General features: G+C 50.5%; 19 protein-coding genes and 1 tRNA gene. 5 read left to right on the forward strand and 15 right to left on the reverse strand.

Going from position 1 to position 25,469, the window contains the following annotated elements; translation table 11 throughout:
- Position 1: 1 nt before the first annotated feature.
- The 5 genes from HQ41_RS07140 to HQ41_RS07160 all read right to left on the reverse strand — a co-directional run bounded on the left by HQ41_RS07140 (position 2) and on the right by HQ41_RS07160 (position 4,854).
- Positions 2-292: a DciA family protein gene (locus HQ41_RS07140; RefSeq protein WP_044189811.1), complete on the reverse strand. Its 291-nt coding sequence runs from the start codon at positions 290-292 to the stop codon at positions 2-4.
- A complete protein-coding gene (locus tag HQ41_RS07145) occupies positions 289-1,416 on the reverse strand; it encodes a DNA replication/repair protein RecF (protein ID WP_044189814.1) in 1,128 nt (375 codons plus the stop codon). The genes HQ41_RS07140 and HQ41_RS07145 overlap by 4 nt, the downstream gene beginning before the upstream one ends.
- Before the next feature lie 201 nt (positions 1,417-1,617).
- Positions 1,618-1,690: transfer RNA gene (locus tag HQ41_RS07150), tRNA-Thr, on the reverse strand.
- Between the two features lie 51 nt (positions 1,691-1,741).
- Positions 1,742-2,194, reverse strand: coding sequence for a hypothetical protein (locus tag HQ41_RS07155; RefSeq protein WP_044189817.1), 453 nt, complete (start codon positions 2,192-2,194; stop codon positions 1,742-1,744).
- Positions 2,195-2,232: 38 nt separating this feature from the next.
- A complete protein-coding gene (locus tag HQ41_RS07160) occupies positions 2,233-4,854 on the reverse strand; it encodes a valine--tRNA ligase (protein ID WP_044189819.1) in 2,622 nt (873 codons plus the stop codon).
- Between the two features lie 533 nt (positions 4,855-5,387).
- Between HQ41_RS07160 and HQ41_RS09745 the strand changes: the two genes are divergently transcribed.
- The 3 genes from HQ41_RS09745 to HQ41_RS07170 all read left to right on the forward strand — a co-directional run bounded on the left by HQ41_RS09745 (position 5,388) and on the right by HQ41_RS07170 (position 9,590).
- A complete protein-coding gene (locus HQ41_RS09745) occupies positions 5,388-5,528 on the forward strand; it encodes a hypothetical protein (protein ID WP_160225946.1) in 141 nt (46 codons plus the stop codon).
- Positions 5,529-5,734: 206 nt separating this feature from the next.
- Positions 5,735-8,515, forward strand: coding sequence for a leucine--tRNA ligase (leuS, locus tag HQ41_RS07165; protein WP_044189821.1), 2,781 nt, complete (start codon positions 5,735-5,737; stop codon positions 8,513-8,515).
- 79 nt (positions 8,516-8,594) lie between these two features.
- On the forward strand, positions 8,595-9,590 hold the full coding sequence (locus HQ41_RS07170; RefSeq protein ID WP_052405344.1) for a YitT family protein: 996 nt from the start codon (positions 8,595-8,597) through the stop codon (positions 9,588-9,590).
- Between the two features lie 76 nt (positions 9,591-9,666).
- On the opposite strand, the gene HQ41_RS07175 is transcribed toward HQ41_RS07170, so the two are convergent.
- The 5 genes from HQ41_RS07175 to rpmB form a co-directional block, all read right to left on the reverse strand.
- Complete coding sequence (locus tag HQ41_RS07175; protein WP_044189823.1) at positions 9,667-10,917, reverse strand: peptidase U32 family protein; 1,251 nt, start codon at positions 10,915-10,917, stop codon at positions 9,667-9,669.
- 162 nt (positions 10,918-11,079) lie between these two features.
- Positions 11,080-12,447 carry an MATE family efflux transporter gene (locus HQ41_RS07180; protein ID WP_044189825.1) on the reverse strand — a complete coding sequence of 456 codons (1,368 nt, stop codon included), beginning with the start codon at positions 12,445-12,447 and terminating at the stop codon, positions 11,080-11,082.
- Positions 12,448-12,672: 225 nt separating this feature from the next.
- Positions 12,673-12,822 (reverse strand): DUF4295 domain-containing protein, encoded by a 150-nt coding sequence (locus tag HQ41_RS09530; RefSeq protein ID WP_081748368.1) that lies wholly within the window; start codon positions 12,820-12,822, stop codon positions 12,673-12,675.
- A gap of 15 nt (positions 12,823-12,837) precedes the next feature.
- On the reverse strand, positions 12,838-13,026 hold the full coding sequence (gene rpmG, locus HQ41_RS07185; RefSeq protein ID WP_044189828.1) for a 50S ribosomal protein L33: 189 nt from the start codon (positions 13,024-13,026) through the stop codon (positions 12,838-12,840).
- A 16-nt stretch (positions 13,027-13,042) separates the two neighbouring features.
- Complete coding sequence (gene rpmB / locus HQ41_RS07190) at positions 13,043-13,282, reverse strand: 50S ribosomal protein L28 (RefSeq protein ID WP_044189830.1); 240 nt, start codon at positions 13,280-13,282, stop codon at positions 13,043-13,045.
- A 1,096-nt stretch (positions 13,283-14,378) separates the two neighbouring features.
- Between rpmB and HQ41_RS07195 the strand changes: the two genes are divergently transcribed.
- Entirely contained in the window at positions 14,379-14,858 is a 480-nt protein-coding gene (locus HQ41_RS07195) for a phosphohydrolase (protein WP_044189833.1), read from the forward strand.
- A 33-nt stretch (positions 14,859-14,891) separates the two neighbouring features.
- Positions 14,892-15,431: an HXXEE domain-containing protein gene (locus tag HQ41_RS07200; protein WP_044189835.1), complete on the forward strand. Its 540-nt coding sequence runs from the start codon at positions 14,892-14,894 to the stop codon at positions 15,429-15,431.
- An 84-nt stretch (positions 15,432-15,515) separates the two neighbouring features.
- Here the strand turns inward: HQ41_RS07200 and rpoC are convergent, their stop codons facing one another.
- The 5 genes from rpoC to rplA form a co-directional block, all read right to left on the reverse strand.
- The gene (rpoC, locus tag HQ41_RS07205) at positions 15,516-19,811 is read right to left on the reverse strand and encodes a DNA-directed RNA polymerase subunit beta' (RefSeq protein WP_044189838.1); all 4,296 of its coding nucleotides are present in this window, start codon (positions 19,809-19,811) and stop codon (positions 15,516-15,518) included.
- An 85-nt stretch (positions 19,812-19,896) separates the two neighbouring features.
- Positions 19,897-23,706 carry a DNA-directed RNA polymerase subunit beta gene (gene rpoB, locus HQ41_RS07210; protein WP_044189841.1) on the reverse strand — a complete coding sequence of 1,270 codons (3,810 nt, stop codon included), beginning with the start codon at positions 23,704-23,706 and terminating at the stop codon, positions 19,897-19,899.
- A 110-nt stretch (positions 23,707-23,816) separates the two neighbouring features.
- A complete protein-coding gene (gene rplL, locus HQ41_RS07215; protein ID WP_044189844.1) occupies positions 23,817-24,188 on the reverse strand; it encodes a 50S ribosomal protein L7/L12 in 372 nt (123 codons plus the stop codon).
- A gap of 54 nt (positions 24,189-24,242) precedes the next feature.
- Entirely contained in the window at positions 24,243-24,752 is a 510-nt protein-coding gene (gene rplJ / locus HQ41_RS07220) for a 50S ribosomal protein L10 (protein ID WP_044189847.1), read from the reverse strand.
- Positions 24,753-24,767: 15 nt separating this feature from the next.
- Positions 24,768-25,463: a 50S ribosomal protein L1 gene (gene rplA / locus HQ41_RS07225; RefSeq protein ID WP_044189849.1), complete on the reverse strand. Its 696-nt coding sequence runs from the start codon at positions 25,461-25,463 to the stop codon at positions 24,768-24,770.
- Positions 25,464-25,469: the final 6 nt, after the last annotated feature.

Raw genomic sequence — 25,469 nt, forward strand, 5'->3', positions numbered from 1 at the left:
TCTAGTACAGCCGAACCTCTCTGATCAGCTCGGCCTCAACGGCATCGTTGATGCGGCGAATGAAGGCATTGCGCTCCATCATAAGCGCCTGCTTGACGGCAGCAGAGTTAATCTGCATATAGAGTACACCATCTCTGATGTCTACTCGACCTACCATACTCATCAATCCTCCCAGTATCTCTGGGAGGATTTCTTTTGCTCTTATCTCTAGTAGCTTCTCATGCATATCTGGCTCCTCGCCGAGCATTCGGCGCATGAGCTCACCTAGAGTCTGTGTCTGATCTCTATTCATCGTACTGCTGTCGTTTGGTTGGCGGAGAGATTGGTAATCTCGCCATGCTCTACCCCAAAGATGCGGTAGTCCTCGCCCCAGTTATGAATGATCTCGTCTAGGTACTTGCGATTGGTGTCTGTGATGAATATCTGTCCGAAATCCTCTCCACCCACGAGGCTAATAATCCGCCCCACTCGCTCGGCATCTAGCTTGTCGAAGATATCGTCCAAGAGGAGCATCGGCCGCTCGGCGTTGCGCTGGCTAAGTAGGCGGTACTGAGCGAGCTTGAGGCTAATCAAAAAGGTTTTGTTCTGCCCCTCACTCCCTACACGCTTGATGAGTTCGTCGGCAAGCATCATGAGCAGATCATCTCGATGCACCCCCTGCGTAGTGTGCCCAAGCAACCGATCTCGCTCACGGCTCTGGTGTAGCAGGTCATAGAGTCTCCCACTCGTTTCGTCTAGAGCGCTCCGGTACTCCAGCCCAACCTCGTCCCGCTCCTCGGCAATGGCTCGATAGATCTCTCTAAAGTGTGGGATAAACTCGGCTACGAAAGCTCGCCGACGCTCCCAGATGAGCTCTGCGAAGCGATCTAGCTGTAGATCGAGCACATCGAGCAGAGCATCGTGTGCACCAGAGGCTTTGAGCAGGCTATTGCGCTGTTGCAGAGCTTTGGTATATTGGCTAAGGGCAGACATATATACAGCGTCCTGCTGAGAGAGTTGCAAATCTAGAAATCGGCGGCGCTCCTCACTCCCTCCTAAGATAATTTGGTAGTCCTGTGGGGACACAATAACGAGGGGGAACTGTCCGATGTGCTCGCTCAGACGGTCGTACTCCTTCTTATTACGCTTGAGGATTTTTCTCTGCCCGGGGCGTATCTGTAGGATCAGCTGCCTATCATCTCCCTGTACACTCCGATAAGATGCATCGAGCACTGCTGCTTCCTGCCCACGACGCACAGCAAGGGTGTCCGTAATCCCAAGGTGGCTCTTGGTAAAAGCCAAGTAATGCAGAGCATCGAGGATATTGGTCTTCCCCATACCATTTAGCCCGATGAAGCAATTCACCTTGGGCGAGAAGCTCATACTTGCCGTGGCAATACTTTTGAAGTTGATGATATGTAGCTGTTTGAGTATCATGGCGCAAAGATATTGATACTTTCGCTAACGGAGTGCGCTCAAGAGCACCGAGTGGCCAGCCGTATCAACCTCTAGAAGGGGAATAAGTATGTAACCAAACGAATGGAGTGTAGGGAGTGGACAAAAAACTAAGCCGCATATCCTTCTGGGAAGAAGGATACACGGCATAGCCAACACACATTAACAACAATCTGATCTCAGAGCCGAAAACCGGACTCGAACCGGTGACCTATTCATTACGAATGAATTGCTCTACCAACTGAGCTATTTCGGCCAATCGAGTTTGGGGGTATCCTAACTCGAAAACGGATGCAAAATTAGTTATTTATTTCAAATCAGCCAAGAGATTGCCCAAAAAATTGTCTAAATCCTCATTCAGACCCTCCAAAAGAGGCGTCGAAACCTTGACTAAATCGTCATCGAGGAAGAGTAACTCCTCGATAGTCTGGAAGTCCTCGCCCACAAGCTCTATGGAGAATGGGCGCTCAAACAGATCATGCTCCCAAAAACCCTTAGCTTCTAGACGTGCGATAGCATCACGCAGCTGAGCGATCATATCCTCACCGATCGACTTATCCTCTGGACGTATCCAAGAGAAGATCACACTCGTATTGATCAGTTCGTCGTCATCTCCATAGAGTGCGACCTCGCCACGCTCGGCATCGATACGCACGAAGATGTCACTAAGCCCCGTCTGTAGGCGCCTAGGATTACTCTCATCTAGGAGGTCTTGGAAGAGCCTACCCAGCAACTGAATTTCTTTCTCTGTCGATCCCATAATTCTATCTCTTGCTTAGGTTACAGTATAATAGGCATCTAAAGCATTGCCTTGAGGCTTGCCAAGCTCTGCTCAATGGTCGCTATACGGCTCTCGGCATCGCTCTTTTTCTTGCGCTCTAGGCTAATCACTTGCTCAGGAGCGCGTTGTACGAAGCTCTCGTTGCTGAGCTTCTTCTCCACCGAAGCCAAGAATTTGCGCTGATACTCTAGGTCGGCCTCCAGCTTGGCGATCTCCTCGGCTGCGTCGATGAGGCCTGCCATCGGCACAGCAAACTCATCCGTCCCCAGCACGAAGCTAACAGCTCCCTCGCTCTTCTGCTCCACACGCTTGATCTCACTGAGATTGCAGAGCTTGACCAATAGGGCATCTAGCTCGCTACCAAAAGCGGGCGAAGCCTCTAGGCTAAGCTCCTCACGTGGAGAGAGGTTCTTGCTCGTACGCACGTTGCGCACGGCGCTGATGATCTCCTGAGCTTGGGCGAAGCGAGCCAAGAAATGCTCATCGACAGAGCCGATCTCGGGCAGTAGGCTCACCACGAGGCTTTCACCCTCGGTGCGCTCACGCAGCGCCTGCCATAGCTCCTCGGTTATAAATGGCATGAACGGATGAAGATGCGCCAGTAGCGCCTCGAAGAAGCTCTCTGTCTCGGCGAGTGTCTGCGCATCAACTGGATCTCCGTAGGCAGGTTTAGCCAGCTCGAGGTACCAAGAGGAGAAGTCATCTCGTATGAGCTTGTAGATAGCCGTAAGCGCCTCGCTGATGCGATACTTACTCATCAAATCATCAATCTCCAGAGCCACTTGGCTCAAACGCTGTGCAAACCACTGCCCCGCCAGCCTTGCAGCCTCGGGCTGAGGCCTAGTGGCATCACACTCCCAACCCTTGACGAGGCGGAAGGCATTCCATATCTTATTGCAGAAGTTGCGTCCCTGCTCACAGAGAGTTTCGTCGAAAAGAATATCGTTGCCCGCAGGCGCAGACATCATCATACCCATACGCACACCGTCTGCTCCGAACTTATCGATCAGCTCCAGTGGGTCGGGCGAGTTACCCAAGCTCTTGGACATCTTGCGTCCGAGCTTATCACGGACAATCCCTGTGAGGTAAACGTTCTCAAAAGGCTTCTTGCCCTTGAACTCATACCCTGCGATGATCATACGTGCCACCCAGAAGAAAAGAATATCTGGGCCTGTAACTAGATCCGCCGTAGGGTAGTAGTATCTGAAGTCCTCACTCTCCTCTCCTAGAGCAGGCGTGAAGACGCTGATTGGCCAAAGCCACGAAGAGAACCACGTGTCTAGACAATCCTCGTCCTGACGAAGGTCCTCTAGCTTGAGGTTAGGGTCCTGCTTGTGAGCCAGCTCCAGAGCCTCCTCGGCCGTCGCAGCAACCACATAGCCACCGCTGGGCAAGTAGTAGGCAGGGATCCGATGCCCCCACCAGAGCTGTCGGCTCACACACCAGTCCTTGACGTTCTCCATCCAGTGGCGGTAGGTATTCTTAAACTTAGCTGGGTGTAGCTTCACCTCATCCGTCATTACAGCCTCTAGGGCGGGCTTAGAGAGCTCGGTCATCTTGAGGAACCACTGCATCGAGAGCTTAGGCTCGATCACGGCATCGGTGCGCTCACTATGGCCAACCTTATTGGTATACGGCTCTACACGCTCCATCAGACCTGCCTCGGTGAGATCTAGCTCGATTTGCTTACGCACCTCGAAGCGGTCCATGCCTGCGTAGCGCCCACCATGTTCGTTGAGCGTAGCGTCGTCGTTAAATATATCGATGGTCTCAAGCTGGTGCTTCTCGCCCAGTACATAGTCGTTGATGTCGTGGGCTGGCGTTACCTTGAGGCAACCTGTACCGAACTCAAGATCCACATACTCGTCCTCGATCACTGGCACGCTACGCCCGACAATAGGGATAATGAGGCTCTTGCCTCTGAGGTCATGGTAGCGCTCGTCCTTGGGATTGATGCACACAGCGGTGTCGCCCATGATCGTTTCGGGACGAGTAGTAGCGACCACGACATAGCGATCCTCTCCCTCTACATAGTAGCGCAGATAGTAGAGCTTTCCCTGCTGTTCCTTGTAGACAACCTCTTCATCGCTCAGGGCTGTACGTGCTGCTGGGTCCCAGTTTACCACACGCACACCACGATAGATAAGCCCCTTGCGGTATAGATCTACGAATACATCTAGCACGCTCTGGCTACGCACCTCGTCCATAGTGAAAGCTGTACGCTCCCAGTCGCAGCTAGCTCCTAGGCGCTTGAGCTGCTCTAGGATAATGCCTCCATGCTCACGAGTCCAGTCCCAAGCATGCTCGAGGAAGGCCTCCCTGCTTAGGTCTGTCTTTTTGATGCCTTGGCTGGCTAGCCTAGCCACAACCTTGGCTTCGGTAGCGATAGAGGCATGGTCTGTACCGGGCACCCAGCAGGCGTTCAACCCCTTCATACGGGCACGACGCACCAGAATATCCTGAATCGTATTGTTGAGCATGTGCCCCATGTGTAGGACGCCCGTAACGTTGGGTGGCGGTATCACGATTGTATAGGCCTGACGCTGATCGGGGGTAGAGTGAAAGAAGCCTTGCTTCATCCAGTAATCATACCATTTGCCTTCTACTGAGGCGGGGTTATATTTAGCTGCTAATTCCATTGATTAATGTTATCGTTCTAAGCATACAAAGATAAGGATAATGGCTTATTTTACATCAGGGCAGAGGCTAACTAAAATCTACACCCCAGATTTTCGACTCCTCTAGATGCTGCACTTTATACATTCGTTTACGCTTTTGTATGTCCATTGAGCACTTATCAAGCGCATGCGCAACCAAACAGCAAACCTCGTATTTGGCCCCTAGGAGGCCCGATATTGCATCCGAGGCTATTTTGGGATCGAATACTAGGCAAGTGAAAATCTCCCTAAAAACGAGAGAATCACAAATCACTCACAAACAGTCAAATAAAGAAGCCTATTCGCATATTGCGTATGCTCGTACCATATTTTGGGCCATTTCTCCCCATCAATCTTATGGGATTGGTGGACTAATCCCCCGAGATGCGCCCATCAATCGTCCAAAATCTTCCCTTCAATTTCCTCCAAACTTCCACCAACCTTTAGAAACCGTCTAGCCATTCCAACAAATTCATGCATAATTCATTTGCAAAACTTAACAAAAAAGCAGACAAATGAGTGCATTAGGCTGGCATAAGCAATCCGAACTCGACATAGGCTGCATTGGCACCTCTACGGCGGAGCTAGGCAGAGAGATCCGATACACAACCCTTGGTTTGCTGCTCGTAGGGTACTCGCCAAGCCAGAAACAGTAAGAGCCTAGCCAAGGCAGAAGCCCTCGCCCTATGGCAGACGAGGGAGGTTAAGGCACGACCACTGTGGACAAATATCCAAGATGCGTCGCCAAGGGAGGCAAAATCTACCGAGGGAGTAAAGGATAATTCGTAATTTTGTGCATCAATTTCAGAGAGATTGACCCAGAGATCAGAAGCAATAGACACTATAATATTAAGGTAAACTGATGGAATACAACTTTAGGGATATAGAGGCGCGCAGCCAAGCCTATTGGCAGGAGCTTGCGGTCTACCGCACCAGCGAAGACCCCTCTCGCCCTCCGTACTACGTACTCGATATGTTCCCCTATCCCTCTGGGGCTGGCCTTCATGTAGGGCATCCGCTAGGCTACATCGCCTCGGATATATTCTCTCGCTACAAGCGACTACAGGGCTTCAACGTACTACACCCTATGGGCTACGATGCCTTCGGTTTGCCTGCCGAGCAATACGCAATACAGACGGGGCAGCACCCTGCCAAGACCACTGAGGTCAATACGGCACGCTACCGTGAGCAGCTAGACAAAATCGGCTTTAGTTACGACTGGGAGCGAGAGTTCAAGACCTCCGACCCATCGTACTACAAATGGACGCAATGGACGTTCCTCAAGCTATTCGGCTCGTACTACGACACGGCCCTTTGCCAAGCTCGTCCTATCGAAGAGCTCAAGCAACATCTAGCCCATCATGGCACAGCTGGCCTCAATGCCCACGCAGGCGAGGAGCTAGAGCTCACAGCCGAGCAGTGGCAGCAGATGAGCCACAAGGAGCAAGAGCAAACCCTGATGAACTATCGGCTTGCCTATCTAGGCGATACGATGGTGAACTGGTGTGCTGGCCTAGGCACCGTGCTGGCCAATGACGAGGTGAGCGAGGGACTTAGCGTTCGTGGTGGCTACCCCGTAGAGCAGCGACTGATGCGACAGTGGTGCCTGCGTGTATCGGCATACGCAGAGCGTCTGCTCTCTAGTCTAGACAGCCTAGAGTGGACGGACGCCCTCAAAGAAACCCAACGCAACTGGATTGGTCGTAGCGAAGGGGCAGAGATGACCTTCCGCCTAGAGAGTGGCAAGGAGCTGATCGTCTTCACCACCCGCCCCGACACGATCTATGGCGTTACCTTCATGGTACTCGCCCCCGAGAGCGAGTATGTACAGCTCGTGACTACAGCCGAGCAGCGCACCGAGGTGGACGAGTATATCCAAGCCACCAAGCGCAAGACCGAGCGTGAGCGTATGATGGACAAGCGCACCAGTGGCGTCTTCTCTGGTTCGTATGCGATCAACCCCATTACCGGCGAGCGTATCCCCATTTGGATCAGCGACTATGTGCTCGCAGGCTATGGCACGGGAGCTATCATGGCGGTGCCTGCACACGACAGCAGGGACTTCGCTTTCGCCCGCCACTTCGACCTTCCTATTCGCCAAGTGGTTGTCCCCGAGGGCGAGCAGGAGAGCGATCCGGCCGAGTGGAGCGAGAGCAAGGATAGCAAGCTCGGTACGCTCATCAACTCTACCCTGATTGACGGGCTCAGCGTGCACGAGGCACAGGCTAAGATCAAGCAAGAGATTGAGCAGAGAGGCATCGGACGAGTGAAAATTAATTACCGTCTGCGTGATGCGATCTTTAGCCGTCAGCGCTATTGGGGCGAGCCTTTCCCTATCTACTATCAAGACGGTATAGCGTTGCCACTCGAGGAGGGGCAACTTCCACTATGTCTGCCCGAGGTAGACAAATTCCTCCCCACAGAGACGGGCGAGCCACCGCTAGGGCGTGCCGAGGGCTGGCACACAGCCGAGGGCTATCCCTACGAGCTAAGCACGATGCCGGGCTTCGCTGGTAGCTCGGCTTACTACCTGCGCTATATGGATCCGCACAACGATGAGGCGCTCGTAAGCAAGAAGGCTAATGAGTACTGGCGACAAGTAGATCTATATGTCGGGGGGACGGAGCACGCTACTGGACACTTGATTTATAGCCGCTTCTGGAACAAATTCCTCTACGACCTAGGCGTGATCTGCGAGGACGAACCATTCCGTAAGCTCATCAACCAAGGTATGATTCAGGGACGAAGCAACTTCGTCTATCGCATCAAGGGGACGAATACTTTTGTATCACATGGGCTCAAGGATCAGCACGATGTGATGCCGATACACGTAGACGTCAATATCGTTCACAACGACAAGCTGGATCTCGAAGCCTTCAAGGCTTGGCAGCCAGAGTATTCTACTGCCGAGTTTATCCTAGAGGACGGACAATATGTGTGTGGCTGGGCGATCGAGAAGATGAGCAAATCCATGCACAACGTGGTGAACCCCGATATGATCATCGAGCGTTATGGTGCAGACACGCTTCGTTTGTACGAAATGTTCCTCGGCCCTCTGGAGCAGAGTAAACCTTGGGATACCAACGGTATTGACGGTGTACACCGCTTTTTGAAGAAAGTTTGGGGGCTATTCTGGGACGGTGAGCAGCTCCGGGTGGAGGATAAGCCTGCGAGCAAGCAGGAGCTCAAAGCTCTACATAAGCTCATTCGCAAGGCCACGCACGACATCGAGCAGTTCTCGTTCAATACGTCTATCTCGGCCTTCATGATTTGTGTCAATGAGCTACAAAGCCTCGGCACGACTTCACTCGAGGTGCTTCGTCCGCTGCTCATTCTGCTCAGCCCGTACGCCCCTCACATCTCCGAGGAGCTGTGGCGTCTGACGAGCGGTGAGTCGGCTGGCTCTATCGTTTTGGCGCAGTGGCCACAGTGCGACGAGCGTTACCTCGTGGAGGATAGCTTTACCTATCCTGTGAGCTTCAACGGCAAGACGCGCTTCACCATCGAGCTACCAGCTACGATGTCCCCTCAAGAGGTAGAGCAGGCAGCCCTAGCCGCACCAGAGGCAGCTAGATGGCTCGAGGGCAAGACACCCAAGAAGGTCATCGTAGTGCCCAAGCGCATCGTCAATATAGTCCTCTAGATCCCTACGAAAATAGATAAAGAGCTGTTTGGTCTATCCTACAATAGATGGCCAAACAGCTCGTATTAATAGAACCTTTATGAATCAAAAAAACAACTTCTCTGCCTACATCAAGCAGCACTTCATCGACCTGCAGCACGAGCTGCGCACACAGCTCGTGTCTAAGTACTTTAGACGTGATATGGTCACAGTAGGGCTTGGTATCATTGTTTACATGATTGGCTTTAGCTTCTTGATCTTCCCTCAGCGCATCACTACGGGCGGACTCTCGGGGCTGTGTAATCTCATTATGCTCTCTACCGGGATCGACATCGCGATACCGTACAACATCATCAACGTCGGTCTACTGGTGTTGGCGTTTTTCCTGTTGGATAAAAACTTCTTCATCAAAACGCTCATCAGCATCACCATTCTAGCCTTTGCGATCTCGGAGATGACGAGCATTGCCGTACCAGACCAGAGTCTAGAGAGCAACTTTCGTCTGATGATCCTAGCCGATCAGCCCGTCGTGGCACTCATACTCGGCTCTCTGCTCATTGGGCTGGGGCTGGGGCTTGTGTTCTCTGCCAACGGCAGCACTGGAGGAACGGACGTGATCGTGGCCATCATCAGCAAATACAAACGTATGACCTTCGGGCGCATCTTTATGATTGTCGACGGCACGATTGTGGTAGCGTCCTATTTTGTGAACGTATATTTGGCGGTCAATCCGATGGATCCGATGATGGCGCTTGAGAAGGTCGTCTACTCGATCATTCAAGTGATCCTTGTATCCATCACGCTGGACTGGTACATCCGAAGCAACCGCCGTTCGGTACAGATGATGATCTTCAGCAGCAAGTACGAGGAAATTAACGAGATGATTACGAAGAAGCTCAACAGAGGCTCCACCATTATTGAGGCGACTGGGGGCTATACTGGTCAGCCCTCCAAGGTCATTGTAGTCGTGGCTCGCAGACGTCAGTCTGTGATGATTACACGCCTAATTGAGGGCATCGATCCACAGGCTTTCGTGACTATTGGAGAAGTACAGGGCGTCTACGGACGAGGATTTGATAGCATCAGCCAGAAGTAAGCGAAGTCCTATATCAATAAAAAAGGGAGCCGTGGCAATTAGCCACGGCTCCCTTTTTTATTAGTCGTTAGTCTTGCTACTGCTTATTCAGTCGATCCACGAATAGATACATTCTATCGCCCGGACGCACTTTGTCGGGTACAGGGATCGAGCATAGTACTCCCTTCTGGACTACTTGCACTGGCTCCAGCTCTACTCGGATCTCGGGCACATGGAAGCGAACGAGGCCTGTCGTCGGCCCAGAGATGAGCACCTCGTCGCCCACCTTCACACTACCGCTCTCGATGAGTAGCTCCGCTACGTTAATCTTACCGAAGTGCTTAGTTACCTTGGCGACATAGACCTTTTGTTTCGTTGCAGACGAACCGTAGTTTGGTGTCCATTCGCCGACACGCTGACCGAGATAATAGCCATTCCAGAAGCCACGATTGAAGACTTCACCTAGGCGTTCGTCCCAGCGTGCTACGGCTTCTTCGTTGTATTGCCCTGCGCAATAGGCGTCCACAGCCTCACGATAGGCACGCACCACGGCATCTACATACTCGGGGCCTCTGGCACGCCCCTCGATTTTGAGCACACGCACACCTGCATCAAGCATCTTATTGAGGAAGTGAATAGTCTTCAAGTCCTTGGGGCTCATGATATATTGGTTATCAACCTCAAGCTCTACACCGCTCTCCTTGTCTTTGACTTGGAACGAACGGCGACAAACCTGCGAGCAAGAACCTCGATTGGCGCTCTTGCCTTGCTCATGCAGGCTGATGTAGCACTTACCCGAAACGGCCATGCAGAGGGCACCATGTACGAACATCTCGATGCGAATCGGTTCGCCTGCCGGCCCCGTGATAGGCTCCTCTAGGATCGCTTGGTGTATCTTGGCCACCTGATCCATATTGAGCTCACGAGCAAGTACCACGACATCGGCAAACTGCGCATAGAAACGAAGAGCCTCTACGTTGGTGATGTTGAGCTGGGTGGACAAATGCACCTCTACACCGACACTACGAGCGTAGAGCATCGGAGCGACATCAGCAGCGATGATGGCAGACACTTGCGCATCTTTGGCCGCATCGATGATCTGGCGCATCAGCGTGAGGTCTTCGTCGTATATAATGGTATTGACCGTGAGGTAGCTCTTGACGCCATGCTCTCGGCAGATGGAGGCAATGCGATAGAGATCTTCGGTCGTGAAGTTGTTGGCACTCTTGGAGCGCATATTTAGCCCCTCGATGCCAAAGTACACAGAGTCTGCCCCTGCGTTAATGGCTGCCATAAGGGACTCGTACGACCCCACGGGCGCCATAATTTCGTAGTCTGATTTTCTCATTTTAGTTAATGACCTTATTTTGCTCTCTTCTCCGTGGCCTCTAGTTAAGAAACAGGAAAAATCGCACAAAGATACGGCAAAACGCAGATATTCACGGCACAAGACCTAGCTCCACATCGGGATCTCAACAATGGAAACAGCTGGCTAGAGTGCACCTAAGCCCTAGAGCCCCTCAACTCTAAACTGCCTCATCTGCCAAATAATCAACCCTATCCCCAGTAGACCGGAGAGAATATCGGCTAGCACCCCAGAGTACCAAACGCCATCGACACCGTACTGATAGGGTAGAATAAGCAATAGGGGAATGAAGAATAGGCTCTGACGTGAGATGCTCAGCAGGAATGCTCGACGGGCGATACCGAGGCTCTGCAAAAACTGGGTCGCCGTAATCTGGAAGCCGACAAAGGCAAAACCAACCAAGGCGATCGAGAGCGAGCGGCTCGTTTCGGCGATGAGTAGTGGGCTCTGAGTGAATATCGAGCTGATGAAGTCTGGCATCCACACCGAGAAGACCGTCACCAATAGACCAATGGCTATATTCACCCAAGCGCAACGCCAAAAAGCCTGTTGCACACGGCCGTATAGCCTCGCTCCATAGTTGTAGCCGACGATCGGCTGCATACCCTGTGCGATCCCGAGCATAAGCATTACCCCGAGCATCGCAATACTCACAATAATGCCATACGACCCAATAGCAATATCAGCCGCCTCAGGCGTAGGCGAAACGGCGATAAAGCTTTTATTAAAAAGCATACTCACCAAACTACCAAGTAGCTGCACCGCAAAAGGCGACAGCCCAATAGAAGCAATAGCCCACATAGGGCCCCAAGACACACGCAGGTGCTCACGGCGAAAACGAATAATACTATCAGCCGAGAAGAAGTGACTAAGCACATAGATCGCCGAGATCAACATCGCCACCACTGTAGCCCATGCGGCACCAGCTATCCCCCACCCGAAGCCATAGATAAAGAGTGCGTCGAGTAGGGTATTGAGCACCGCCCCCAAGATCATCGTGTACATAGCCTTGCGTGGATAGCCCGAGGCTCGCATCACGGCATTGTAGCTGAAGCATAGGGTCGCAAAGATATTGCCCGGTATCGTGATCGAGAGGTAGTCCATGGCGTAGGGAATAGTACGCTCACTACCGCCGAAGGCTTCAAGCAGAGGCCGCATCCAAATAAGCGATGGTATGATCGTCATGGCCTGAGTAATCAGAGTCAGGACTATAGCCGTACCTAGCACACGCTCTGCCCCTACAATATCTTTCTGCCCCAAGAGTATTGACACCCGTGCGGCTGTACCAGCTCCCACAAGCATACCGAAGGCCTGAAGAAATATCAAGATCGGGAAGGTCAGTGTCAGCCCTGCGATGGCATACTCTCCTACTCCTTGACCAATAAAGATACGGTCTACTATATTGTACAGCGCCGTAACCATAGTCCCCACCACAGCTGGCACGCCATAGTGGAGCAGCAGAGCGCCTATCGACTCGTGCTCTAGTTTATATATACGCTCATCTCTATCCATACTCGCCTTGGCTCTATGGGGCTAAACATCAAAATAAAATATACGACCTTCGTCAGTAATGCACGCCAAAGGCGTATAATATCGACGCTCCAAAAGACGCCCGACCCCATACCAATAAGGCACATCATCGGGATAAAACAAGGGTATCGGACGCTCTCTCGAGGTCGACACCCTTATCTTGTTGATCTGGGATACTACCGATGTATCCCAAATATCTTGCTACTATTAGGAGAAATACTCCTTAACAGCTTCGTTGGGAACCATTTCTTCTTGGAAGGTATAGGCCCCAGTCTTAGGGGACTTAACCATCTTGATCACCTTGCTATAGGTACGACCATCCGCTTTCTTAAACGATGCAACCGCTTTCTTTGCCATTGTACTAGTCTCCTATTATTTAATTTCTTTGTGAACAGTCATACGCTTGAGGATTGGGTTGTATTTCTTCAACTCCAGACGCTCAGTCGTGTTCTTACGATTCTTCGTCGTGATATAACGAGAAGTCCCGGGCATACCGCTTTCCTTGTGCTCTGTACACTCCAGAATCACTTGCACTCTATTGCCTTTTGCTTTCTTTGCCATTGTCGTTACTCTTGTTTTATGCGTTTAGATAACCCTTCTCGGCTGAGCGCTTGATAGCGGCATCAACACCGATCTTGTTGATAAGACGCAGACCTGCTGCAGATACTTTGAGGATTACCCAGCAGTCATTCTCTGGCCAGTAGAACTTCTTCGTAAACAGGTTTACGTCGAACGTACGCTTCGTGCGTCTTTTAGAGTGCGAAACGTTGTTGCCGACCATTGCCTTCTTACCTGTAATCTGACAAATCTTAGACATTTCTATTCTATTGTTAATTATTAATCAATATGATATGAGTTGATCGGCCACTCGTAGCATCATTGAGTCTCGCACAATCAGCATGCAAAGTAACTACTTTTCCGCAAAATATGCAAGCCTTATTTCATTTTCAACACCTTAACACTCGACGATCGTGAGCCACTTGAGCCTCCTCGGCACTACACATTGCTCTACTCCACATGCTAGGAAGGACATACCCCAGAGGCAAACCAAACAAACCTAGCACACTTTACGCCCAAGCCGGATAGCCCATAGAGCCCGCCAATCATCACACTACCGACAAGCACTCCAAGCCAAGAGCCAGCTATCATATACCATTGCTCTGTCTAAGCAAGAACCCTCGACACAAAGTACTTCTGCACAAAACTGATTTGATTTTGGCGATCATTTGTATTCTTTTTAGTCAAGGAATGTTAAAGACTTACTAAAGAATTTCGAGGAAATGCATAAGATTTCTAAAGGAGAGTAGAGAGTCTGAGAAAAGTTAATGGGAAGACTTGTTCCGATTGATGGACACTTCTCTTGGGATTGGTGGACTAATCCCAAGAGATTGATGGGAAGAACTCTCGATAAATGTGGCTCACACACATAAACCCACAGCAAAACAAAACATACAACACTCAAAAACAAACAATTAGAAACACTGTATTTAAGCGCATATTTTCCTTTAACTAAGGGTAACTGGCCCAAACGAGGTCGGACGCCGTGTAGAGCCTACTAGAGGGTAAATATGCGATTTTATACTTTTCGCCCGAACCAAAGGTCATCTCCCCTACGACAATCCAGAAACAACTCAAAAATATAAACGCCACCCGCTCATCTGTTAAAATTTGCCAACACTCTTTCCCCTCTCACAACCATCGCATCAGTCCTCTCGTAAGCGCTTTTCCCCTCTACAACCTCTCCAATTCCTTGAGGATTGGAAAGAATTGGAGAGGTTATAGAGTTAACTTTACAAAGATTTCAACAGACTTAACAACATCGTATTAACCTGTTAATCAGACGATCTACATCTATTTTTTTTGTAGATTTGTGTGGCATCATTACTATATTACAAATTAATTAGATCACACAAATGAACAACTCTTGGATTGCTTCGGCAAGAGCATTGGCTCGCCAACTACATAAGGGACAAATTGACAAAGCCGGGGTAGATTATTTCGAAGGACATCTTAGTACAGTTGCCTCTATGGGGCATAGCTGGCAGGAGCAAGTATGTGGCTATCTACATGATGCGAGCGAAGATACTCCACATACCGTAGAAGAGATACTTGAGTTACTCGAAAAAGAAGCCAAGAGCAAGCTATCGCACGAAGATAGACATCTCCTAGCTATAGCCCTAAATCTCCTAAATCATCACAATGCCCCCGATAGGACAACCTATATCAAAAATATAGGAGCCAACTCTCTAGCACGAGCCGTCAAGCTCAATGACCTTCGCCACAATATGGACCTATCTCGCCTACCACTCCCTACCCCACAAGATCTTGCACGCATAGAGCGTTACCAACGAGAGTACGACTATCTACTCAACAATGCAGCACACAAACCATAACTACAAGAGGGTGCTTAATCTCAACAAGTTTTTATGAAAGATTTGGAGTTACTCATGATGCTTCTGCCAGTCGCCTTCATGATTCATGAATACGAAGAGATTATCATGTTTAAGGGTTGGCTAACGAAAAATAGAATTCAGCTAAAACGGCGATTCCCGAAGATCGCCACATTCATGGAGCAGCATCATATATTCGACCTCTCTACATCCTCGTTTGCTGTAGGCACCGCACATAATTTCGTACTAATCAGCACTGCTACTTTTGCTGGTATCTGGCTAGAAGCCTATCAATGGTGGTGGATAGCTTTGGTCGGTCACACTGCTCATCTTGTGGTACACCTTGCACAGTGGGCTATCTATCGTAGATACCTCCCCGTGATTGCTACAACTATCCTAACTATACCCTACTGCATTTATGCTGGTTTTAGGTTTACGGAGCAATCTGCGCTAAGCCCAGAGAGCCTACTACTATGGTCTATTTTGGGAATTATAGTGATGCAACTCTCCGTTCTCTCGTCTTGGCTCTTGATGTCCAAGTTTCATAAATGGGAAAAACTGTCCAAGAACTATTGAAGGCAATTGGTCATAAAACAAAAACAAGGGGTTGCACCACAGTGGTGCAACCCCTTACTATATTAAATTTAATCTAAGCGATGTTTATTTCGCTGGAGCGGACATATCTTCGATAGCTTCGAGCTCGGCTTTAGCCAAGTCATGCTCGGCCTTGGTCATCACGACGAGCTTCTTGTACTCGCGCATACCAGTACCAGCGGGAATAAGGTGACCGCAAATCACGTTTTCCTTTAGCCCCTCTAGCGTATCTACCTTACCGTTGATCGCTGCATCGTTGAGCACCTTAGTCGTTTCTTGGAACGAAGCCGCACTCATGAAGCTCTTCGTCTGCAGTGCCGCACGGGTAATACCCTGCAGGATCTGCTTAGCCGTTGCAGGCTTAGCATCACGCACCTGCACGAGGCGTAGGTCACGACGCTTGAGCTGGCTATTCTCATCACGCAGGCGACGAAGCGTTACGATCTGTCCGGGCTTGAGCGATTCGCTGTCGCCAGCATCTACTACCACCTTCTTGCCCCAGATGCGGTCGTTCTCTTCCATAACCTCGAGCTTGTCTACGACCTGCTGCTCTAAGAAGAGTGTTTCTCCCGGATCAACAATCTCTACCTTACGCATCATCTGGCGAACGATTACCTCGAAGTGCTTGTCATTGATCTTCACACCCTGCAGGCGATATACGTCTTGTACTTCATTGACAATATACTCCTGAACGGCTGTAGGGCCCTTAATCTCGAGGATATCGGTAGGCGTAATAGCACCATCGGAGAGAGGCGTACCCGAGCGAACGAAGTCGCCCTCCTGCACAAGGAGCTGCTTACTCATTGGTACAAGATACTTCTTCACCTCGCCAATCTTTGGCTTTATGGAGATCTCACGATTACCACGCTTGAGTTTACCGAAGATCACCTCACCATCGACCTCAGCTACCACCGCAGGGTTAGATGGGTTACGAGCCTCGAAGAGCTCCGTTACACGTGGTAGACCACCCGTGATGTCACCAGCCTTGCTTACCGAGCGTGGGATCTTAACAAGTACCTCACCAATGTTCACAGCCTCGCCTTCTTCCTTCACCACGTGGGCTCCGAGAGGGAGGTTATAGCTCTTGATTGGGTTACCAGCCTTGTCTTGGATTTGAATACCGGGAGCTAGGCTACGGTCTTTGGACTCGATGATAATTTTCTCACGTAGGGCCGTCGTTTCATCAGCTTCCACACGGTAGGTTACACCCTCGATCACGTTCTCAAAAGCCACCTTACCAGCTACTTCGGATACGATCACAGCGTTGAAGGGGTCGAACTGGAAGAGCACGTCGCCCTTATTCACCTTATCTCCGTCATTGAAGAATAGCTTAGCACCATAAGGTACGCTACCAGTGAAGAGAGCAATCTTGGTATTTGGGTCGATAATACGAAGCTCGGCCATACGGCTGATAACCACCTTGTGCGCCTTGTCCGTATCTGTTGCCTCAACCTCTACGGCACGCAGTTCTTCGAAGCTGAGAATACCATCAAACTTAGCCATTAGGCTGTTCTCCGTAGCCACGTTGGAGGCGATCCCCCCTACGTGGAAGGTACGGAGCGTCAGCTGTGTACCGGGCTCACCAATAGATTGAGCTGCGATTACGCCGACCACTTCGCCACGCTGTACCATATTGTTGGTAGCAAGGTTGCGGCCATAGCACTTGGCGCAGACTCCCTTCTTGGATTCGCAGGTAAGCACCGAGCGGATCTCTACGTGTTCGATTGGCGAAGCCTCAATCTGCTCGGCTGCTTCTTCACGGATCTCCTCGCCAGCACGCACGATGATCTCGCCCGTAGTTGGGTGAATAATGTCGTGAACAGACACACGACCAAGGATACGTTCGTATAGAGAGGCAATTACCTCTTCATTCTTCTTGAGCTCTGTAGCTACCAGACCACGAAGCGTACCACAATCCTCTTCGTTGATGATCACGTCTTGAGAAACGTCTACCAGACGGCGTGTGAGGTAACCAGCGTCCGCGGTCTTGAGTGCGGTGTCGGCAAGCCCCTTACGAGCACCGTGGGTAGAGATGAAGTACTCAAGCACCGATAGACCCTCCTTGAAGTTGGAGAGGATCGGGTTCTCAATGATCTGTCCACCCTCGGCTCCGCTCTTCTGTGGCTTAGCCATCAGACCACGGATACCAGAGAGCTGACGGATCTGCTCCTTACTACCACGAGCACCAGAGTCCATCATCATGAAGACAGAGTTGAAGCCCTGATTGTCTTCGCTGAGCTGCTTGATCAGAATATCCGACAAACGGCTATTGATGTGCGTCCAAGTGTCAATGATCTGGTTGTAGCGTTCGTTGTTGGTGATAACCCCCATGCTATAGTTGGCCATTACGCTCTCAACCTCTTCGTAACCTTCCTGAATGAGCTTATTCTTCTCCTCTGGGATAATCACGTCGCCAAGGTTAAACGACAGACCTCCCTTGAACGCCATGTAGTAACCAAGATTCTTAATATCATCTAGGAACTGAGCAGTCTTGGCCACACCGCAGACTTTAATCACCTTGCCGATGATGTCGCGCAGAGCCTTCTTACCCAGTGTTTCGTTTACATAACCAACTTCCTTGGGCACGAACTCATTAACCATCAGACGACCTACAGAAGTCGTCACGAGCGTACGCTTGATCTCGCCATCTACTACGTCATCGACATACACCTTGACGGGGGCATGGATATCTAGTTTGCCTTCATTATAGGCAATTGTAGCCTCCTCAGGGCCGTAGAACGTGAAGCCCTCGCCCTTAGCTCCGGGACGGAGCTTCGTGATGTAGTACAAACCGAGTACCATGTCCTGCGAAGGAACTGTAATAGGCGCACCGTTGGCAGGGTTAAGAATGTTGTGCGAAGCAAGCATCAGCATCTGAGCTTCGAGGATTGCCTCGTTGCCAAGAGGCAAGTGTACCGCCATCTGGTCACCATCGAAGTCGGCGTTGAAAGCCGTACAAGATAGTGGGTGTAGCTGAATAGCCTTACCTTCGATCATCTTGGGCTGGAAGGCTTGGATCCCCAAGCGGTGTAGCGTCGGAGCACGGTTGAGCAGTACAGGGTGTCCCTTCATCACATACTCTAGGACATCCCATACCACGGGCTCCTTGCGGTCTACAATTTTCTTAGCACTCTTGACCGTCTTCACCACACCACGCTCAAGGAGCTTACGAATGATGAATGGCTTGTAGAGCTCGGCTGCCATATACTTAGGAATACCGCACTCGTGCATCTTGAGCTCTGGACCCACGACGATCACCGAACGAGCCGAATAGTCTACACGCTTACCGAGCAGGTTCTGACGGAAACGTCCCTGCTTACCCTTGAGGCTATCGGAGAGCGATTTGAGAGGGCGGTTATTATCCGAGCGAACGGCGCTGGACTTACGAGAGTTGTCGAAGAGCGAGTCTACAGCTTCCTGTAACATACGCTTTTCGTTGCGCAAGATTACCTCAGGGGCCTTGATCTCAATCATGCGCTTGAGGCGATTGTTACGAATGATCACACGACGATAAAGGTCGTTGAGGTCAGACGTAGCGAAACGACCGCCGTCCAGAGGCACTAGAGGACGCAGATCGGGTGGGATCACGGGAAGAACCTTCATGATCATCCACTCGGGGCGGTTCACATTCTTGCTCTGACGGAAGCTCTCTACGACCTGTAGGCGCTTGAGGGCTTCGTTCTTACGCTGCTGCGAAGTGTCTGTATTAGCCTTGTGACGAAGCTCGTACGAAAGTGCGTCTAGGTCTAGACGACAGAGCAAATCGTGGATTGCCTCTGCACCAGTCTTACAGATAAACTTGGTAGAATCACTATCCTCTAAGTCATAGTTGCCGGGGTGCTCTGCATCAACACGATCCTGTAGTTCGAGATATTCCTCCTCGGTCAGTACCGCAAGATGCTCCACCGCCTCCTCGGGCAACACGCCATGCTGTATCACGACATAACGTTCATAATAGATGATTGCCTCAAGTTTCTTGGCAGAGATGCCGAGAAGGTAACCCATCTTATTGGGGAGCGAACGGAAGTACCAAACGTGTGCTACGGGTACCTCTAGCTTGATGTGCCCCATACGCTCACGGCGTACCTTCTTCTCCGTCACCTCTACACCACAACGGTCACACACGATACCACGATAGCGAATGCGCTTGTACTTGCCGCAGTGACACTCGAAGTCCTTGACGGGACCGAAAGTGCGTTCACAGAAAAGGCCGTCACGCTCAGGCTTGTAGGTACGGTAGTTGATCGTCTCGGGCTTGAGAACTTCCCCACTAGAGTTCTCTAGAATTTCCTCGGGCGAAGCTAAGGAAATGGTGATCTTCGAGAAGTTATTCTTTATTTTATTGTCTTTCTTGAAAGCCATATTCTATCAAAAGATATATTCTTGTTAATCCGAGTAATCCCTCTCCTACCCGACTAGGCCAAGCGGGAGAGGGCTGTGGAGATGATTAGTCTAGCGTAAAGCTCAGACCTAGCCCCTTAAGCTCGTGGAGCAATACGTTGAGCGACTCTGGGATACCGGGCGTTGGCATAGGATCGCCCTTAACGATTGCTTCGTATGCCTTGCTACGACCCTGCACGTCGTCGGACTTGATCGTTAGGATTTCTTGCAGAATGTGAGAAGCACCGAAAGCCTCTAGTGCCCACACTTCCATCTCCCCGAAACGCTGTCCCCCAAACTGAGCCTTACCTCCGAGAGGTTGCTGCGTGATGAGCGAATATGGACCGATCGAGCGGGCGTGCATCTTGTCATCGACCATATGCCCGAGCTTGAGGAAGTAAGTTACCCCTACTGTCGCAGGCTGGTCGAAACGCTCACCCGTACCACCGTCGTATAGATAGGTCTTACCATTACGAGCAAGACCTGCCTTGTCCGTCCAGTCGTTCATATCATCAAGAGAAGCCCCATCGAAGATAGGCGTAGCGAACTTGCAGTCTAGCTTACGGCCAGCCCAAGCCAATACAGCTTCGAAGATCTGGCCGAGGTTCATACGGCTAGGCACACCGAGTGGGTTAAGACAGATATCAACAGGCGTACCGTCCTCGAGGAATGGCATATCTTCCTGACGAACCACCTTGGACACAATGCCCTTGTTACCGTGGCGACCGGCCATCTTGTCCCCTACTTGGATCTTGCGCTTCTTAGCGATATATACCTTAGCCATCTGAACAATACCAGCTGGTAGCTCGTCCCCGATTGTTTCGTCGAGTTTCTTGCGACGTAGGTCTGCCTCGTACTCCTTTGACTTCTTGAGGTAATTGACTGCCACCTTCTGGATCATTTCATTCGTTTCCTTGTCTTCTGTCCAGTCGGTGAAGAGAATTTCATTGTATGGAAGTGCCTCAAGATCAGCCTTGGTAAACTTGGAGCCGGGTTTAATCTTATCCGTACCAAGGAAGTCATTAACCTTATTACACTTCTTGCCAGCTGTCAGTACAAGTAGCTTCTCGATGAAGAGAGCCTTGAGGTCGTTTTGCAGTACGTCGTACTTCTCCTCGAGCTTAGTCACGATCTCCTTAGTTTCGGTACGGCCCTTTTTCTTCACTGCCTTGGAGAAGAGCTTCGTATCTACAACCACACCACGTAGCGATGGGGTAGCCTTGAGCGAAGCGTCCTTAACGTCTCCAGCCTTGTCGCCAAAAATCGCACGCAGAAGCTTTTCTTCTGGCGTAGGATCGCTCTCCCCCTTTGGCGTGATCTTACCGATAAGAATATCACCGGGCTCTACACGAGCACCAATACGAATGATACCATTCTCGTCAAGGTTGCGTGTCGCATCATCGCTCACATTAGGAATATCGGAGGTAAGTTCCTCTAGTCCACGTTTAGTTTCACGCACCTCTAGGAGATACTCATCCACGTGAACGGAAGTGAAGAAGTCTTCACGTACGAGGCGTTCGTTAAGTACGATAGCATCCTCGTAGTTGTAACCCTTCCATGGCATATAAGCCACCTGGACGTTGCGACCTAGAGCCAGCTCACCAGCCTGAGTTGAGTACCCCTCGGTGAGGATATCGCCAGCAGCCACACGCTGCCCCTTCTGGCAGATTGGGCGTAGGTCGATGGTCGTGCTCTGGTTAGTCTTACGGAATTTAGGTAGCGTGTAAGTCGTGATAGGATCCTCGAAGCTCACAAACTCCTCCTGCTCCGTGCGGTCGTACTTGATCTTGATACAGTTGGCATCTACGAAGACAACCTCACCGGCACGCTCGGCCACAACCTGCGTACGAGAGTCATGCACCAACTGAGCCTCAATACCAGTACCTACGATAGGCGACTCTGGGCGGAGCAGTGGCACCGCTTGACGCATCATGTTCGATCCCATGAGTGCACGGTTGGCGTCATCGTGCTCTAGGAATGGGATAAGAGAGGCGGCAATAGAGGCGATCTGAGTAGGAGCTACGTCCATGAGGTCTACTTCCTCGGGGGTTACCACAGGGAAGTCCGACTCGAAGCGTGCCTTAACTCGATCATTCTTGAAGCGTCCATTGTCGTCTACTGGGGCATTACCCTGAGCAACGGTTTTGTCTTCTTCCTCCTCGGCTGTGTAGTACTTGAGCCCCTTATCTGTGAAGTCTACTACACCCTTGTTTACCGCACGGTATGGCGTAGAGATGAAACCTAACTCATTAATCTTAGCATACACGCAGAGCGAAGAAATAAGACCGATATTTGGCCCTTCTGGCGTTTCGATAGGACACAGACGGCCATAGTGTGTATAGTGTACGTCACGCACCTCGAAGCCTGCACGATCACGGCTAATACCACCGGGGCCAAGGGCAGAGATACGACGCTTGTGGGTGATCTCCGCTAGCGGGTTCGTCTGGTCCATGAACTGTGATAGGGCGTTCGTTCCGAAGAACGAATTGACCACAGAAGACAGCGTCTTGGCATTAACGAGGTCTATGGGAGCGAAGACTTCGTTGTCACGTACGTTCATACGGTCACGTACCGTACGTGCCATACGAGCTAGCCCGACGCCGAACTGATTGTACAGCTGCTCACCCACCGTGCGCACACGACGGTTGGATAGGTGGTCGATATCGTCCACCTGCGCCTTGGAATTGACTAGCTCAATTAGATATTTGATGATCTCTACGATATCCTCATTGGTCAGCACACGTACCTCTGGATCGATAGAGAGATTGAGCTTCTTATTGATGCGATAGCGACCTACATCTCCTAAGTCATAACGCTTGTCGGAGAAGAATAGGTTCGTGATTACCTCACGTGCATTGGACTCATCGGCAGGCTCGGCGTTACGGAGCTGACGATAGATATAGTAGAGTGCATCGTGCTCACTATTACAGGGGTCTTTCTGTAGGGTGTTGAAGATAAGCGAGTAGTCAGAGGTAACCTTATCCTCACGGTGTAGGAGGATTGTCTTAGTACCAGCCTCTAGGATCTGCTCAATATGCTCCTCGGTTAGCTCGGTTTCACGATCGATGAGTACCGTAGTACGCTCGATAGAAACCACCTCACCAGTATCTTCATCACTGAGGTCGTCGATATAAGTCTTATTGACACGACCAGCCAAGCGGCGACCGATGTACTTCTTCAGACCTGCTTTGGTTACCTTAACCTCCTCGGCTAAACCGAATAGGTCTAGGATCTCCTTGTCGCTCTCGTAGCCAATGGCACGCAACAGGGTAGTTACTGGAAGTTTCTTTTTACGGTCGATGTAGGCATACATCGCATTATTGATGTCCGTAGCAAACTCGATCCACGATCCCTTGAAAGGAATAATACGTGCCGAGTAGAGCTGCGTACGGTTGGTGTGCATGCTCGTGCCAAAGAACACACCCGGAGAGCGGTGTAGCTGTGACACCACGACACGCTCTGCCCCATTGATAACGAAGGTACCAGACTCCGTCATGTAGGGGATAGGGCCCAAGAACACATCCTGAATAACCGTCGCAAAATCCTCGTGATCGGGGTCCGTACAGTAGAGCTTAAGCTTAGCCTTGAGAGGTACGCTATAGGTAAGACCTCGGCTCAGACACTCCTCGATCGTATATTTGGGAGGATCGACATAGTAGTCGAGGAACTCAAGGACAAAGTTGTTGCGCGTGTCTGCGATAGGGAAATTCTCTGCAAACACCTTGTACAGCCCCTCCTTTTTTCTGCGTTCGGGAGGAGTGTCCAGCTGGAAGAAGTCTTTGAAAGACTTCAGCTGTACTTCGAGGAAATCCGGGAATCTAAGCGGATTCTTGATCGATGCGAAGTTTATTCTCGATTGATTGTGGTTTGAGGCCATTTCGTAGGATGAATGATACTTGGTGGAATGATAAGACACGAAATGGTTAAGACTCCTCTCGACGAGGAATCTCAACCATAATTACCTGATTCTCACAGGTTAGAGTTTCGTTACTTAAGCTCTACTTCTGCGCCAGCCTCTTCAAGGGCCTTCTTCACAGCTTCAGCAGTAGCCTTGTCTACACCTTCCTTAACAGGAGCGGGAGCAGCATCTACGATGTCCTTAGCTTCCTTAAGACCAAGACCGCAGTGTTCCTTAACGGCCTTCACCACTTGGAGCTTAGCAGCGCCAGCGCTCTTGAGGATTACGTCGAAAGAAGTCTTTTCTTCTTCCTGAGCTGCTTCGCCACCGCCAGCGGCAACAACTACAGCAGCAGCTGCTGGTTCAATACCATATTCTTCCTTGAGAATAGTTGCGAGTTCGCTTACTTCCTTAACCGTTAGGTTTACCAGCTGTTCAGCAATAGCTTTGATATCTGCCATGTTATTTAATTATTTCTTTGTTTTTGTTCTTTGTTAATTGTCTAGTTGAGGCAATTATTCAGCAGCAGCCTCTTCGCTTGCTTTGTCCTTGTTCTCAAGAGCAGACACCACGTTGCGGATTGGTGACTGTAGAAGGGCGATAACATCTGCCACAAGTTCTTCCTTGCTCTTGATTGCCACAAGGGTTTCCAGCTGGTCTTCGCCGTAGAATCCTGTCTCGGCATAAGCACCCTTTAGACGGAGCTTATTGTCAGCCTTCTTATCCTTAGTGAACTCCTTGATAAGCTTTGCAGGAGCGTTTGCCACGTTGGCAAACATGATGGCTGTATTGCCCTTGAGCGCACTATACAGTGGAGCAAGGTCGGTATCAGCCGCCGACATAGCCTTACGAAGGAGGGTATTCTTTACTACAACTAGCTTGATCTCTGCCTTGTTGCACTGGCGACGAAGAGTCGCAGTCTTGGCAGCATCCATCCCTTCGATGTTAGCCAAATAGAAGTGAGGATACTCATTGAGATAGCCTGTGAGCTGTTCGATTACAACGCCTTTATTTTCCTTTCTCATGATTTCTACCTTTTATTATTCTTCTACAGACTTAGGATCAATCTTGATACTTGGGCTCATCGTGCTAGAGAGGTAAATGCTCTTCACATAAGTACCCTTAGCAGCCGTTGGCTTGAGCTTGATCAGCGTAGAGATGAACTCAGCAGCGTTCTCCTTGATCTGATCGGCAGAGAATGAAACCTTACCAATAGAGGTGTGTACGATACCAGTCTTATCTACCTTGAAATCGATCTTACCAGACTTAACATCCTTAACGGCAGCACCAACTTCGTTGGTTACAGTACCGCTCTTGGGGTTAGGCATCAGACCACGAGGACCAAGCACACGACCTAGAGCCCCGATCTTACCCATGATAGCTGGCATAGTGATGATCACATCAATGTCAGTCCATCCACCCTTAATTTTCTCGATATATTCGTCCAGACCTACATAGTCGGCACCAGCTGCTTGAGCTTCGGCTTCCTTGTCTGGAGTACAGAGAGCTAGCACACGTACCTGCTTACCAGTACCATGTGGTAGAGTTACCACACCACGTACCATTTGGTTAGCCTTACGAGGATCTACGCCCAGACGCACATCGACATCTACAGACGCATCGAACTTAGTCGTAGTAATCTCCTTGACTAGAGCAGATGCCTCCGCTAGTGTGTATGCCTTCCCGGGTTCAATCTTGCTGAAAGCTAGCTTCTGATTCTTTGTCAGTTTACCCATTTTCTT

Source organism: Porphyromonas sp. COT-290 OH860, assembly GCF_000768935.1.
Lineage (GTDB): Bacteria > Bacteroidota > Bacteroidia > Bacteroidales > Porphyromonadaceae > Porphyromonas.

What these genes read in the sequence shown, in the direction of transcription:
- HQ41_RS07145 (WP_044189814.1), bottom strand. Translation starts at nt 1,416, where the DNA reads ATGATACTCAAACAGCTACATATCATCAACTTCAAAAGTATTGCCACG.
- HQ41_RS09530 (WP_081748368.1), bottom strand. Translation starts at nt 12,822, where the DNA reads ATGGCAAAGAAAGCGGTTGCATCGTTTAAGAAAGCGGATGGTCGTACC.
- HQ41_RS07180 (WP_044189825.1), bottom strand. Translation starts at nt 12,447, where the DNA reads ATGGATAGAGATGAGCGTATATATAAACTAGAGCACGAGTCGATAGGC.
- rpmB (WP_044189830.1), bottom strand. Translation starts at nt 13,282, where the DNA reads ATGTCTAAGATTTGTCAGATTACAGGTAAGAAGGCAATGGTCGGCAAC.
- HQ41_RS07175 (WP_044189823.1), bottom strand. Translation starts at nt 10,917, where the DNA reads ATGAGAAAATCAGACTACGAAATTATGGCGCCCGTGGGGTCGTACGAG.
- leuS (WP_044189821.1), top strand. Translation starts at nt 5,735, where the DNA reads ATGGAATACAACTTTAGGGATATAGAGGCGCGCAGCCAAGCCTATTGG.
- HQ41_RS07170 (WP_052405344.1), top strand. Translation starts at nt 8,595, where the DNA reads ATGAATCAAAAAAACAACTTCTCTGCCTACATCAAGCAGCACTTCATC.
- rpoB (WP_044189841.1), bottom strand. Translation starts at nt 23,706, where the DNA reads ATGGCCTCAAACCACAATCAATCGAGAATAAACTTCGCATCGATCAAG.
- HQ41_RS09745 (WP_160225946.1), top strand. Translation starts at nt 5,388, where the DNA reads ATGAGTGCATTAGGCTGGCATAAGCAATCCGAACTCGACATAGGCTGC.
- rplJ (WP_044189847.1), bottom strand. Translation starts at nt 24,752, where the DNA reads ATGAGAAAGGAAAATAAAGGCGTTGTAATCGAACAGCTCACAGGCTAT.
- rplA (WP_044189849.1), bottom strand. Translation starts at nt 25,463, where the DNA reads ATGGGTAAACTGACAAAGAATCAGAAGCTAGCTTTCAGCAAGATTGAA.
- rpoC (WP_044189838.1), bottom strand. Translation starts at nt 19,811, where the DNA reads ATGGCTTTCAAGAAAGACAATAAAATAAAGAATAACTTCTCGAAGATC.
- HQ41_RS07140 (WP_044189811.1), bottom strand. Translation starts at nt 292, where the DNA reads ATGAATAGAGATCAGACACAGACTCTAGGTGAGCTCATGCGCCGAATG.
- HQ41_RS07155 (WP_044189817.1), bottom strand. Translation starts at nt 2,194, where the DNA reads ATGGGATCGACAGAGAAAGAAATTCAGTTGCTGGGTAGGCTCTTCCAA.
- rplL (WP_044189844.1), bottom strand. Translation starts at nt 24,188, where the DNA reads ATGGCAGATATCAAAGCTATTGCTGAACAGCTGGTAAACCTAACGGTT.
- HQ41_RS07160 (WP_044189819.1), bottom strand. Translation starts at nt 4,854, where the DNA reads ATGGAATTAGCAGCTAAATATAACCCCGCCTCAGTAGAAGGCAAATGG.
- HQ41_RS07195 (WP_044189833.1), top strand. Translation starts at nt 14,379, where the DNA reads ATGAACAACTCTTGGATTGCTTCGGCAAGAGCATTGGCTCGCCAACTA.
- rpmG (WP_044189828.1), bottom strand. Translation starts at nt 13,026, where the DNA reads ATGGCAAAGAAAGCAAAAGGCAATAGAGTGCAAGTGATTCTGGAGTGT.
- HQ41_RS07200 (WP_044189835.1), top strand. Translation starts at nt 14,892, where the DNA reads ATGAAAGATTTGGAGTTACTCATGATGCTTCTGCCAGTCGCCTTCATG.